Annotated in this window: 11 protein-coding genes; 8 read left to right on the forward strand and 3 right to left on the reverse strand. The window is 65.9% G+C overall.

The window, feature by feature from the left end; translation table 11 throughout:
* Positions 1-42 precede the first annotated feature (42 nt).
* From IEW01_RS11585 to IEW01_RS11615, 7 genes are all read left to right on the forward strand, one after another.
* On the forward strand, positions 43-1,566 hold the full coding sequence (locus IEW01_RS11585) for an ABC transporter ATP-binding protein (protein ID WP_188527785.1): 1,524 nt from the start codon (positions 43-45) through the stop codon (positions 1,564-1,566).
* Positions 1,563-2,711 (forward strand): ABC transporter permease, encoded by a 1,149-nt coding sequence (locus IEW01_RS11590; RefSeq protein WP_229738218.1) that lies wholly within the window; start codon positions 1,563-1,565, stop codon positions 2,709-2,711. Before IEW01_RS11585 ends, IEW01_RS11590 begins: the two co-directional genes overlap by 4 nt.
* Complete coding sequence (locus tag IEW01_RS11595) at positions 2,708-3,970, forward strand: ABC transporter permease (RefSeq protein WP_188527786.1); 1,263 nt, start codon at positions 2,708-2,710, stop codon at positions 3,968-3,970. Before IEW01_RS11590 ends, IEW01_RS11595 begins: the two co-directional genes overlap by 4 nt.
* A 185-nt stretch (positions 3,971-4,155) precedes the next feature.
* Positions 4,156-5,580: a circularly permuted type 2 ATP-grasp protein gene (locus tag IEW01_RS11600; protein ID WP_188527787.1), complete on the forward strand. Its 1,425-nt coding sequence runs from the start codon at positions 4,156-4,158 to the stop codon at positions 5,578-5,580.
* 71 nt (positions 5,581-5,651) lie between these two features.
* The gene (locus IEW01_RS11605) at positions 5,652-6,593 is read left to right on the forward strand and encodes an alpha-E domain-containing protein (RefSeq protein ID WP_188527788.1); all 942 of its coding nucleotides are present in this window, start codon (positions 5,652-5,654) and stop codon (positions 6,591-6,593) included.
* Between the two features lie 3 nt (positions 6,594-6,596).
* Positions 6,597-7,394: a transglutaminase family protein gene (locus IEW01_RS11610; protein WP_188527789.1), complete on the forward strand. Its 798-nt coding sequence runs from the start codon at positions 6,597-6,599 to the stop codon at positions 7,392-7,394.
* Positions 7,395-7,404: 10 nt separating this feature from the next.
* Entirely contained in the window at positions 7,405-8,136 is a 732-nt protein-coding gene (locus tag IEW01_RS11615) for a proteasome-type protease (protein ID WP_188527790.1), read from the forward strand.
* Between the two features lie 24 nt (positions 8,137-8,160).
* On the opposite strand, the gene IEW01_RS11620 is transcribed toward IEW01_RS11615, so the two are convergent.
* Complete coding sequence (locus tag IEW01_RS11620) at positions 8,161-9,027, reverse strand: universal stress protein (RefSeq protein WP_188527791.1); 867 nt, start codon at positions 9,025-9,027, stop codon at positions 8,161-8,163.
* A gap of 187 nt (positions 9,028-9,214) precedes the next feature.
* Between IEW01_RS11620 and IEW01_RS11625 the strand changes: the two genes are divergently transcribed.
* Positions 9,215-10,936, forward strand: coding sequence for a cation:proton antiporter (locus tag IEW01_RS11625; protein ID WP_229738220.1), 1,722 nt, complete (start codon positions 9,215-9,217; stop codon positions 10,934-10,936).
* 13 nt (positions 10,937-10,949) lie between these two features.
* Here the strand turns inward: IEW01_RS11625 and IEW01_RS11630 are convergent, their stop codons facing one another.
* The gene (locus IEW01_RS11630; protein WP_188527793.1) at positions 10,950-11,948 is read right to left on the reverse strand and encodes a hypothetical protein; all 999 of its coding nucleotides are present in this window, start codon (positions 11,946-11,948) and stop codon (positions 10,950-10,952) included.
* A complete protein-coding gene (locus tag IEW01_RS11635) occupies positions 11,945-12,625 on the reverse strand; it encodes an ABC transporter ATP-binding protein (protein WP_188527795.1) in 681 nt (226 codons plus the stop codon). The genes IEW01_RS11630 and IEW01_RS11635 overlap by 4 nt, the downstream gene beginning before the upstream one ends.
* Between the last annotated feature and the right edge of the window lie 2 nt (positions 12,626-12,627).

The raw sequence follows: 12,627 nt of genomic DNA on the forward strand, positions 1-12,627 counted from the left end.
CGTGGCCGGCGGCGTTCTTGTCCGAGTGGGGAGGGCAGCGCCATGGACGTCGAGCTGCGTGGCATAACCAAGCGCTTCGGCGCTGTCGTGGCCAACGACAACGTCAACATGGTGATCCGTGGCGGCGAGGTGCTCGGGCTCCTCGGCGAGAATGGCGCGGGCAAATCGACCATGATGAACATTCTCTCGGGGCTCTATTCCCCCGATGAGGGCGAGATTCTGATCGACGGCAAGCCGGTGAGCTTCGATGGCCCCGGCGATGGGATCGCCGCCGGTATCGGCATGGTGCACCAGCATTTCATGCTCGTGCCCGTCTTCACGGTAGCCGAGAACGTGGTGCTCGGTGTCGAGCCCACCAAGCGGCTTGGTTATCTCGACCTGAAGAAGGCGCGCGCGCAGGTCGACGAGATCAACAAGAAATACGGGCTGCACGTGCCGGCCGACGCCCTGATCGAAGATCTCCCCGTGGGCATTCAGCAGCGGGTCGAGATTCTCAAGGTGCTGTTCCGCGAAGCCGACGTGCTGATCCTCGACGAACCCACCGCCGTGCTCACGCCGCAGGAGGTGGAGGATTTCTTCTCGATCGTGCGGTCGTTGAAGGAGGCCGGCAAGGCGATCGTTTTCATCACCCACAAGCTGCACGAGATTCTCGCGATCTCCGATCGCATCAACGTGCTGCGCCAGGGCCGGATCACCGGCGAGGGCGTTCCGGAATCGCTCGACGAGGCGAAACTGGCCGAGATGATGGTGGGCCGCCCGGTGAGCTTTACCGTCGACAAGACCGAGGCGAACCCCGGGCGCGCGATGCTCGAGATGACGGACGTGATCATGCTCGACGATGCCGACGAGCGCCTGCTCGACAAGGTTTCGCTCACCGTGCACTCAGGCGAGGTGGTGGGCGTCGCCGGGGTGCAGGGCAACGGGCAGACCGAGCTTGTCGAGGCGATCACCGGGCTTGAACGGGTGGCCTCGGGAAAGATCATCTTCGACGGCGAGGACATCACCCATGCCTCGGTACGCGAGCGCCACTCGCGCGGCATGGCGCATATCCCCGAGGATCGCCACCGCGACGGGATGATCTCGACTTTCACCATCGCCGAGAACATGGTGCTGAATTCCTACTACGAGCCGGCGTTTGCCCGCGGCATGGCGATCGACTGGGCTTCGGTGCAGAAGACGGCGGCGAAATACTGCGTCGATTTCGACGTGCGCACACCATCCGTCTTCCTGCCGGCGGGCAACCTTTCGGGCGGCAACCAGCAAAAGATGGTGGTGGCGCGCGAGCTTGAACGCCAGACCAAGCTGGTCATCGCCTCGCAACCCACCCGCGGGCTCGACGTGGGGTCGATCGAATACATTCACGCCCGCCTGATCGAGGCGCGCGACGAGGGCGACGGCGTGCTCATCGTCTCCTCCGAGCTCGACGAGATCATGGGGCTGGCCGACCGTATCCTCGTGATGTTCGACGGGCGGATCGTGGCCGAGTTCGACAACACCGGCGGCAAGGCCGATCGCAACGCGGTGGGCCTGGCGATGGCCGGGGCGCATGAAGGGGCAGCGGCATGATGGACGGCAAGGACCTCAAGCATGTCAACGAAGACATGCGCAAGCTACTCGCGCGCGCCGCCTTCGGGCGCGGCGACTTCGAAGACCTTTTCGTCGTGCCGGTGTTCGCCGTGGTTGCCGCGCTGGTTCTCGGGGCGGTGATCATGCTTGCCACCGGGGTCGACCTGCCGACCATCGGCCAGAGCTTCGTCGCGCTGGCGGTGGGTTCGTTCGGCTCGCTCAACGCGGTGTCGGAAACCCTCACGGCGGCGATCCCGCTGGTGCTTGCGGGCCTCGGCCTCGGGCTCGGCTTCCGGGCGGGGCTGTTCAACATCGGCGCCGAGGGCCAGCTCCTGCTCGGCGGCACGGCGGCGGTGATCTTCACCTTCAGCTTTCCCAGCCTGCCGTTCCCGGTCCTGATGATCTTCGGGCTGCTTGCCGGTGCGCTGGTGGGCGCGGCCTATGCCTCGATTGCCGGCATTCTCAAGGCAACCACCGGGGCGCATGAGGTGATCTCGACGATCATGCTCAACCTGATCAGTTTCCGCCTGCTCGAATACATCCTGCGCCAGCCCTACATCCAGCGCGAGGGGCGCTCCGATCCGATCTCGAAATCGGTGCCCGAGGCGGGGCAACTGCCGCGCCTGCTTGACTGGTTCGACCCCAACCTGAGGCTTCATGCCGGGGTCTTCGTGATGTTGCTCGCGGTCGTCTTCGTCTGGTGGCTGCTGTTTCGCTCCAAGATCGGCTTCGCCTTCCGCGCCTCCGGTGCCAACCCCGACGCCGCGCGCTACGCCGGGATGCGCTCGGGCCTCGTGATCGTCGCGGCGATGGCCACGGCGGGGGCGCTCGCCGGGCTCGCGGGGGCGTCGCAGGTGCAGGGCGTGCTCGGTCGCGCAAGCCCCGGCTTTTCGGCGCAGATGGGGTTTGACGCCATCGCGCTGGCCCTGCTTGGCCGCTCGCATCCCGTCGGCATCCTGTTCGCGGGCATCCTGTTTGGCGGGCTCGAAGCGGGCGGGCGGCAGATGCAGGTGGATGCGGGCGTTTCGATCGACCTGATCGGCATCATCCAGGCGCTGATCATCGTGTTCATCGCCGCGCCGCTGCTGGTGCGTGCGATCTTCCCGTGGGGCTTCCGCAAAGAGACGAAGGGGGGCAAGGCATGAGCGCCGTGACGACCGACACCAGCGCCGAGAAGATCGCCAGCGCCAAGGCCCGCCAGGCGCGGATCACCGGCGGCATCCTGATCGGCCTTTCGCTTCTGGTGCTGTTCCTGCTCGACGTGGCGGCGAGCGAGGTGGCGACGTTCAAGCTCTCGCGCCCACGCGACGCCTGGGTGTTGCCCGATCTCGTTGTGCCGGGCGCCTTCAACACCATCGCGGCGGCGCTGCTGGCCTTCCTCGGCGTGCGCCAGTTCCTGCGCGGTGGCGGACGCTGGACCTCGCTTTCCCTCGGCATCGGCATTGCCCTCGTGATCATGGCCTTCCTCGTCTGGGCGACCGCGGGCAAGAGCTTCTCGCTCACCGGCATGTTGCAGGCCACGATGGTGCGCGCGGTGCCGATTGCGCTGGGCGGGCTTGCCGGCGTGCTCTCCGAGCGCGTCGCCGTGATCAATATCGCGATCGAGGGCATGTTGCTCGCCGGCGCCTTCACCGGCGCGCTCATGGGGTCGCTGCTCGGCGGCTGGGGTGGCCTGGTGATGGCGGTGCTGGTGGGGGGCATGTTCGGGATGATCCTCGCCGCCCTCGTGGTGACCTTCCGAATGGACCAGATCATCGCGGGGGTGGTGATCAACCTCTTCGTTCTGGGGCTAACCAGTTACGTCACATCCCAGGTTTTCGCCGAACACCGATATCTCAACAACGCCGAGATCTTCCGATCCTGGAAAATCCCGATCCTCGGCGATATCCCGGTGCTCGGGCCGACGCTGTTCAACCAGAACATCTTTGTCTACGGCGCGCTGATCCTCGTGGCGGTTGCGACATATTACCTGTTCCACACCAAGGGCGGGCTGCGGGCGCGGGCCGTGGGCGAACACCCGCGCGCGGCCGATACGCTGGGGGTGGATGTCTATTTCACCCGCTATCTGCACGTCACCTTGGCCGGCATGGTCGCGGGCTTCGGCGGGGCGTGGTTCACGCTGGGCTCGGTCGGGCGCTTCGACGAGAACATGACCGGGGGGCGCGGCTTCATCGGCCTCGCGGCGATGATTTTCGGCCGCTGGCACCCGGTGGGCGCGCTCTCGGCGGCGCTGATCTTCGGCTTCGCGGATTCGCTCCAGCAGAAGCTCGCGCTGCTCAATACGCCGATTCCCTCCGAGTTCCTCGCGATGGCGCCCTATATCGCCACGATCATCGTGGTGGCCGGTCTGATCGGCAAAGCGCGGCCCCCGGCCGCCGACGGCAGGCCGTATGTGAAGGAATAGAGGTGAAGCGTCGCCGGGGCCGGGTGAGGCGCCCGGAGACGCTTCACCTTTTCAACCCGCACTTGCTTAAAAAACGGGCGTTTCCCATGGTGGCGCCGCCAATTTGCGCCGATTCCGTGGGCTTTCTGCCGCTTGAGCGAGCACAAGTGTGGCCATCGCCCGCAAGGTCCGGGTAATCTCGTTGCATGGACGACGAGCGCATTTTCGACGAGATGTGGGGGAGCGATGCGCAGTTGCGCGGGCCCTACGCGCAGTTCAATAACTGGTTCGACGGCGAAGACCCGAGGCACCTGCGCGCCAAGCAGCGCGAGGCGGAAGACCTGTTTCGCCTCACCGGCATCACCTTCAACGTCTACGGGCGGGCCGAGGCCGAGGAACGGCTGATCCCGTTCGACATCATCCCCCGGATCATATCGGGCCACGAGTGGCAGAAGCTGTCACGCGGGATCGAGCAGCGGGTGCGTGCCATCAACGCCTTTCTGTACGACATCTATCACCGGCAGGAGATCATCCGGGCGGGTCGCATCCCCGAGGCGCTGATCTCGGGCAACGAGGCGTTCCTGCCGCAGATGATCGGGGTTTCGCCGCCGGGTGGGGTTTATACCCACATCGTCGGGATCGACCTCGTGCGCACCGGGCCCGACGAGTTCCATGTGCTCGAAGACAACGCCCGCACGCCGTCGGGCGTCAGCTACATGCTGGAAAACCGCGAGACGATGCTGCAGATGTTCCCCGAGCTGTTCTCGCACAACCGGGTGCAGCCGGTGCAGAACTATCCGCGCGATCTCATGCGCTCGCTCGCGGCCTGTGCCCCCGCGATGACGGCGAGCAAGCCCACCGTTGCGGTGCTCACGCCGGGGATCTTCAACTCGGCCTATTTCGAACATGCCTTCCTGGCCGACCAGATGGGCGTCGAGCTGGTCGAGGGCGGCGATCTTAGGGTGGTCGATGGCCGGGTGGCGATGCGCACAACGCAGGGCTACAAGCCGATCGACGTGCTCTATCGCCGGGTCGACGACGATTTCCTCGATCCGCTGAACTTCAACCCCGAGAGCCGGCTGGGCGTGCCGGGGATCATGGATGTCTACCGCGCCGGCGGCATCACCATCGCCAACGCGCCGGGCACCGGCATCGCCGACGACAAGGCGATCTATTCCTACATGCCCGAGATCGTGGAGTTCTACACCGGCGAACCGCCGCTGCTGAAGAACGTGCCCACCTGGCGCTGCGCCGAGCCCGACGCGCTGGCCTACGTGCTCGACCATCTCGACGAACTGGTGGTGAAGGAGGTGCACGGATCGGGCGGCTACGGCATGTTGATCGGGCCAACCGCGACGAAGCGAGACCTTGCGGCGTTTCGCAAGAAACTCAAGGCGCGGCCGGGCAACTACATCGCCCAGCCCACGCTCTCGCTGTCGACCGTGCCGATCTTCACCCGCTCCGGCCTCGCGCCGCGCCATGTCGATCTGCGCCCCTTCGTGCTGGTGAGCCCGGCCGGGATCAACATCACCCCCGGCGGGCTGACCCGGGTGGCGCTCAAGAAAGGCTCACTGGTCGTGAACTCGTCGCAGGGCGGGGGGACGAAGGATACATGGGTGCTCGAGGATTGATGCGATGTTGACCCTCCATAGTCTCTTCGCGGCGCCTGCAGCCGCCCAGCGCGCGGCACAGGGAGGCGGCGATGCTCGGTAAAACCGCCAATGGCCTGTTCTGGATGTATCGCTACCTCGAACGGGCGGAAAATACCGCCCGGCTGATCGAGACCGGCCAGCGCATCGCGCTCACCCGGCTGACCGAGTCGGATAACGAGTGGCGGTCGATCCTGCAAACCGCCGGGGTCTGCGACGGCTACGACGCGGTGCATGACTCCATCACCAAGGACTCCGCGATCGACTGGATGCTGCGGGCGAAGGAAAACTCTTCGTCGGTGCTGTCTTCCATGTCGGCCGCGCGCCAGAACGCCCGCTTCGTGCGCACCGCGCTCACCCACGAGGTCTGGGAGGCGATGAACGGGGGCTACATGCGGACCAGGGATCTGCTGAGCCGCAAGGTCAGCGAACGCGATCTGGCGACCGCGCTGGGCACCGTTCGCCAGAGCACCGCGCTGGTGCGGGGCTCCACCCATGGCACGATGATGCGCAACGATATCTTCAACTTCTCCCGGATCGGCACCTACCTGGAACGTGCCGACAACACGGCGCGGATTCTCGATGTGAAATACTATGTGCTGTTGCCCTCGGTGATGGCGGTGGGCTCGGCGGTGGACAACGTGCAGTGGGAAACCATCCTGCGCTCGGTATCGGCGCGCGGCGGCTTCCGGATGGTTTACGGCAGCTCGACCGATCCGCGCGACATCGCGCAATTCCTGATCCTCGACAAGCGCATGCCGCGCAGCCTTGCCTTCGGGGTCAGTGCGATCCGCACCAACCTCAACCATCTCGTCGCCAATTATGGCCACCGGCCGCCGTCTTTCGGCATGGCCGACCATATCGAGCGCAGCTACCTGTCCTACGATATCGACGCGATCCTCGATTATGGCCTGCACGAGTTCATCCAGAAGGTTCTGACGCTGATCGAGGAACTGGGTCAGCAGATCGAAATCGACTACCGGTTCTATGAGTAAGCCATGCGCCTGAAGATCCGTCACAGCACCCAGTACGTTTTCGACACCCCCGTCAGTTACGGCTTGCAGCAGATCCGCAAGACGCCGAAATCGTCGCACCAGCAGGAAGTGCTGACCTGGACGACCGAGGTCGAGGGCGGGCGGATCGAGTTGAGTTTCGAAGATCACCACAACAACACGGTGGATCTTCTGAGCTTCGAGAAGAACGCCACGAAGCTGGTTGTCATCTCCTCCGGCGAGATCGAAATCACCGAAACCCAAGGCATTGTCGGGCGGCACATCGGACTGGCGCCGCTGTGGCTCTACCGCCAGGTCACGCCGCGCACCAAACCGGGCCCGGCCGTGCGCGCGCTGGCCCGCGGTGCACAGGGCGATACCGAAATCGAACGCTTGCACGCCCTGATGCGGGTGGTCTCCGAAGAGGTGGGCTACGAGGTCGGCGCGTCCCGGCCCGACTGGAGCGCCGAGGATGCGCTGAGCGCGGGGCGCGGGGTGTGCCAGGATCATGCCCACGTATTCATCGCCTGCGCGCGCGATCTCGGGCTGCCGGCCCGCTACGTCTCGGGCTACCTCATGCTCGACGACCGGGTGCAGCAAGACGCCATGCACGCATGGGCCGAGGTGCATCTGGACGGGTTGGGCTGGGTCGGGTTCGATCCATCCAACGGAATTTCGCCCGATGCCCGTTATGTCCGGGTTGCGACCGGGCTGGACTATGGCGAGGCGGCTCCTGTAATCGGAACGCAGATCGGTGGTGTGGGCGAGGTGCTCGACGTTTCGATCGAGGTTGCGCAACAGTAGGAGCGCCGGGATGACCTATTGCGTCGGTATGATGCTCGACAAGGGGCTCGTGTTCATGTCCGATACCCGCACCAACGCGGGCGTCGACAACATCTCTACCTTCCGCAAGCTGGTGAGCTGGGAGGAGCCGGGCGAGCGGGTGATGACGTTGATGTCGGCGGGCAATCTCGCCACGACGCAGTCGGTGGTCTCGATCCTCGACGAACGCACCAAGGCGGCCGGTGAGCGCGAGCCTTCGATTCTCGCCGCCCCGTCGATGTATCAGGCCGCGCGAATGGTGGCCGAAACGCTGCGCGAGGTGATCGAGGAGCACGCCGATTGCGGTCAGCGCGCCGACAGCACGTTCAACGCCACGCTGATCCTCGGTGGCCAGATCAAGGGCTCATCACCGCGGCTCTTCCTGATCTACCCGGAGGGCAACTTCATCGAGGCCGGACCAGACTCGCCGTTTTTCCAGATCGGCGAAACCAAATACGGCCGTCCGATCCTCGTGCGCGCCTATGATCCGGCGATGAGCTTCGAGGACGCGTTGAAGCTCCTGGTGGTGAGCTTCGATTCCACCGTGAAGGCCAATCTTTCGGTCGGCGCGCCATTCGATATCCAGCTGATCGAGACCGATGCCCTGCGGCTGGGGCGGCGACACCGGATCGAGGCGGACGATCCCTATTACCTGACGATTTCCCAGAACTGGGGCGAGGCGTTGAAACAGGCGCTCGACAGCCTGCCGCCGTTCACCTGGTAGATCGGGGCCGGGCGCAGGGGAAGGTCAGGCGGTCGTCTGCGGCGGGATCGCCAGAACGTCGACGGTGGCGGAGCGCAGCACCTGCTCGGTGACGCTGCCGAGAAACATCCTGGCGCCGCCGCCCCGGCCATGCGTGGCGGCCACGATCAGGTCGGCCTTCATCTCTTCCGCCGCCTTCAGGATCTCGTTCGCGGCCGCGGTGTCTTCACGGCGCACCACCTGGTCGGCCTGCACGGCCGCTCCCAGCGTCGCCATGAAGCGCCCGAGCTCGCGCAGGGCGTGGGTCCGCTCCCCTTCAAGGTAATGCGCCTGGTCGTCTTTCGGGATGCTGTGGGACATGCCGAGCCGCATCGCCGGGGCGTCGAAGACGAAGAGCATCGAGGCGCGCGCATCCTCGCCCAGCCCGAGCGCGGCGAAGCGTTGTGCGGCGATGCGGGATTCGTCGGAAAGATCGGTGGTTTGCAGAACGTGCCGGTAACGGCCGGCAGGAAGTGCGTTCACCATCAACACCGGGCAGGAGACCGAGCGGATCGTGCGCTCCGCCGTGGTGCCCACGAACACGTCCCTGAGCACCTGCCGCCGGTGCGGCCCGATCACGAGAAGGTCGGGGGCGATCTCCGTGGCGGCCCGCACGATGCCGGCGAAGGGCGCATCGAGAACCACCCGCGCGTCGCAGTCAACGCCGTCGTGGCTGCGCAGCGTCGCGGTCATCTCGCGCAGGAGCGACGTGGCCCCGGCCTTTTCATTCTCGATGATGTGGCGCGGCTGGTCGTCGTCGACGACATGAACCAGGGTCATTTTCGCTCCCGACCGACGGGCGAGCAACGCGGCGCGGCGCAAGGCCCGGTCGGATCGCTCGGAAAAATCCGTTGCCAGCATGATCGTCTTCATCGCGTTCCCTTCTCAGCGGGCATAGGCTGCGTCACCGCGTCGGAAAACGGGGTTCTGCTCCGGCTTGCCCTGTCCCAATCAACCAGACTGCCGTATCATTCGCAATGAAAAGCGGGGTTCGCGGCGGCGTGGCGCCGGAGGGGCGGACCTGCGAATGGGGGCTGAGGACGCGGCGGCAGGAGACGTCATGGAACTGATCGTTCACAGCGCATTCGGTGAAGTCGCCGCGCTACTGGTCATGGCGGCGCTGATCGGGCTTGTTGGCCTTGCCCTGCGACAGCCGCTGATCGTGAGCTTCATTGCCGTCGGCCTCATCGCCGGCCCCTCGGCCTTCGACGTGGTGCGCTCCGACGCTCAGATCGGGTTGCTTTCGGAGCTGGGCATCGCCGTTCTGCTGTTCCTCGTCGGCATCAAGCTCGACGTGAAACTGATCCGCTCGCTCGGCACGGTCGCGCTCATGACCGGGCTTGGCCAAGTCGCCTTTACCTCGATCTTCGGCTACCTGATCGGCCTCGCGCTGGGGCTTGGCCACGTCACCAGCCTCTACGTTGCGGTCGCGCTGACCTTCTCCTCCACCATCATCATCGTGAAACTGCTGTCCGACAAGCGCGAGATCGATTCGCTGCACGGCCAGATCGCACTCGGCTTCCTGATCGTGCAGGATCTCGTCGTCGTGCTCGCCATGATCGTGCTCTCGGCCATCGGCATCGGCGCGGCGGCCGACGGGCATGGCGGCGGATCGGTGCTGTCGGTGCTGGGCTCGGGCATCGCCATGGTCGCGCTGGTGGTGGTGTTCGTGCGCTACATCGCCAACCCGCTCACCGAACGGCTCGCCCGCGCGCCGGAACTCCTGGTGATCTTCGCCATCGCCCAGGCCGCGATGTTCGCCGCGATCGGCGACGTGGTCGGGCTCGGCAAGGAGGTCGGCGGCCTGCTTGCCGGGATCTCGCTCGCCTCCACACCCTACCGCGAAACCATCGCCGCCCGGCTCGCGCCGCTGCGCGACTTTCTCTTGCTGTTCTTCTTTATCGCGCTCGGAGCGACGCTCGATCTTTCGCTCCTCGGCGCGCATGTCACCGGGGCGGTGGTGTTTTCGCTCTTCGTGCTGATCGGCAACCCGCTGATCGTGCTCGCGATCATGGGGGCGATGGGCTACCGCAAGCGCACCGGTTTTCTCGCCGGCCTGACGGTGGCGCAGATCAGCGAGTTTTCCCTGATCTTCGTGGCGATGGGGGTATCGCTCGGCCACGTGGCGGAAGACGCGCTCGGCCTCGTCACCATGGTCGGCCTCGTCACCATCGCCGCCTCGACCTACATGATCACCTATTCGCACCAGTTGTTCGTGGTGTTCGAGCCCTTGCTCGGCGTTTTCGAACGCCGCGGCACGCCGCGCGAACCGAATGAGGCGAGCAGCCACAGGGGCGAGAGTTACGGCGCCATCCTGTTCGGTCTTGGCCGCTACGGCACCGCCATCGGGATGCGGATGAAGAAGCGCGGGGTGAGGGTGCTGGGGGTAGATTTCAACCCGACAGCCGTGCGGCGCTGGCGCGAGCTGGGGCTGGAAACTGAGTTCGGCGATGCGACCGACCCGGAATTCGTGGCGGAACTGCCGCTCTCCAAAGCCGAGTGGATCGTGTCCACGGTGCCGATCCACGTCACCGGCCTCAGCCACGAAGACGCACGCACCACGCTGATCCAGTTGACCCGCAGCGCCGGGTTTCGTGGCCGGATCGCGGTCGCCTCGCATTATGCGCGCGATACCGAGGACCTGTTCGAGGCCGGGGCCGACCTCGTGCTTGAACCCTTTCAGGATGCGGCCGACCGGGCGGTGGATCTGCTGACCGGCGCGCCGGAGGAGGAGCGCACCGAGATCCCCGCCATCGCTGCGGAACAAAAGCCCATGCCGTGAAGCGGGCGGGGGGTCATCCGAACAGGATCAACCGTGAGCGCCAGATCGACCACAGCACCACCACGCCGAACAGGCCGAACCCGATCAGCGCGCTGAGTGTTTGCCGCCGCAACATGCCCGGCAGGGCGGCCTTCAGGCTGTCGATCCGCGCGAAGGGACGGATCGCGCCCGCCCCGAGCGCGAGTGCGGTGGCGGTGAACAGCGGCAGGTAGAGCGCGTAGCCGACATAGCCGTATTCGGGTTTTAGAATGCAGAACGGGCAATGGTGGTTGGGGTGGTCGTAGACGTAGAGCGAGATCACCGAGACGATGGCGGCCAGGGCGACGAGGAAGAAGGCGCCGCCCGCCAGCGCGAAGGCGCCGTGGCCTCGCCCCCGCCACAGGCTCGCGCCCCCGGTGAGCGCCACCGCCAGACCGGCCCCGGCGAGAAGCCAGAGCGCCAGGCCCGGGTCCATCCCGGTCATCTCCGCCGCGATACCGTCGTTGACCTCGGTGAACACCTTCGAGCAGCAGGAGGTGATCACGTCGGTTTCGAGGTTGAGGAAATAGGTGAGTTGCACGCCTGCACTCGCCACCACCAGCGGTGCGATGGCGAGGATGGCGCCGTATTTCAGCCGCGTCAGCGGGTAGTCGCGCCCGAGCCGGTCGGCGTGGTCGAGCATCAGCCAGACCGAGGCGGCGAAGAATACCGCGATCTTGAGGTAGAGCGCGGGAAAGCCCCAATCATTGGCGCTGAGCGTGCCCACCGCGCACATTGCGCCGACGAAGAGTGGCGCCATGCGGTCGGCGTTGAACACGAAGAGCACCAGCGCCGCCAGTTCGGCCAGCATCACGAAGCGAAACAGGGTGGAGACAAGCTCGGTCGCGCGTTCGAGCCGCAACTGCTCGCGGCTGCCGCTGGCGAGGTTCCAGCGCCTGAGCACCCGCAGGGCGAACCAGCCGCTCCACAGCGCCACCGCGCTGGCCAACGCCGAGACGAGCAGGAGTGCGAGGATCGGGGTTTGAAAGATCATGCGTATTCTCCCACGATCCGCCCGTCCTGCATCGAGATCACCGCGTTGACGTGATCGGCCTGCCAGATCCGCGGGTCGTGGCTGGTCATGATCACGGTGCGGCCCTCGTCGCGCAGCGCGCCGACGATGTCGAGAAAACGGTGGGTGAGTTCGGTATCGAGGTTGGCGGTGGGCTCGTCGGCGATCAGGATCGGCGCGTCGTTGATCAGCGCGCGGGCGATGGCGGCGCGCTGGGTTTCGCCGCCCGAGAGGTATTCCACCGGCATGGCGGCCTTGCCCGCGAGGCCGAGGGCCTCGAGCCGTGCGAGCGCCCGTGCCTCGACCTCGCGCGGGTCTTCCCCCAGCGGGGCCGCCGGGAGGGTGACGTTCTCAAGCAGGCTCAGCCCCCGGATCAGGTTGAACCGCTGGAACACGAAGCCGAAGGTGCTGCGCCGCTCCTCGGTGAGGAAGCGTTCGGGCAGGCCCGAAACCAGCCGGCCGTCGATCAATACCCGGCCGGCACTGGGCCGCGCCATGCAGCCGATGATCGAGAGCAGCGTGGTCTTGCCGCTGCCCGAGGGGCCCTTGAACACGGTGACCGCGTCGCGCTCGATCTCGAGGCTGACGTTGTCGACGGCGCGCACCTCGCCGGGGCGGCCTTCGTTGTAGAGCTTGGTGACGGCGTGAAGCGAAATCATGT

Source organism: Sinisalibacter lacisalsi, assembly GCF_014640115.1.
Lineage (GTDB): Bacteria > Pseudomonadota > Alphaproteobacteria > Rhodobacterales > Rhodobacteraceae > Sinisalibacter > Sinisalibacter lacisalsi.

Excerpts from the sequence above, each read along its gene's own strand:
- IEW01_RS11585 (WP_188527785.1), top strand. The coding sequence starts at position 43 with ATGGACGTCGAGCTGCGTGGCATAACCAAGCGCTTCGGCGCTGTCGTG.
- IEW01_RS11590 (WP_229738218.1), top strand. The coding sequence starts at position 1,563 with ATGATGGACGGCAAGGACCTCAAGCATGTCAACGAAGACATGCGCAAG.
- IEW01_RS11595 (WP_188527786.1), top strand. The coding sequence starts at position 2,708 with ATGAGCGCCGTGACGACCGACACCAGCGCCGAGAAGATCGCCAGCGCC.
- IEW01_RS11600 (WP_188527787.1), top strand. The coding sequence starts at position 4,156 with ATGGACGACGAGCGCATTTTCGACGAGATGTGGGGGAGCGATGCGCAG.
- IEW01_RS11605 (WP_188527788.1), top strand. The coding sequence starts at position 5,652 with ATGCTCGGTAAAACCGCCAATGGCCTGTTCTGGATGTATCGCTACCTC.
- IEW01_RS11610 (WP_188527789.1), top strand. The coding sequence starts at position 6,597 with ATGCGCCTGAAGATCCGTCACAGCACCCAGTACGTTTTCGACACCCCC.
- IEW01_RS11615 (WP_188527790.1), top strand. The coding sequence starts at position 7,405 with ATGACCTATTGCGTCGGTATGATGCTCGACAAGGGGCTCGTGTTCATG.
- IEW01_RS11620 (WP_188527791.1), bottom strand. The coding sequence starts at position 9,027 with ATGAAGACGATCATGCTGGCAACGGATTTTTCCGAGCGATCCGACCGG.
- IEW01_RS11625 (WP_229738220.1), top strand. The coding sequence starts at position 9,215 with ATGGAACTGATCGTTCACAGCGCATTCGGTGAAGTCGCCGCGCTACTG.
- IEW01_RS11630 (WP_188527793.1), bottom strand. The coding sequence starts at position 11,948 with ATGATCTTTCAAACCCCGATCCTCGCACTCCTGCTCGTCTCGGCGTTG.
- IEW01_RS11635 (WP_188527795.1), bottom strand. The coding sequence starts at position 12,625 with ATGATTTCGCTTCACGCCGTCACCAAGCTCTACAACGAAGGCCGCCCC.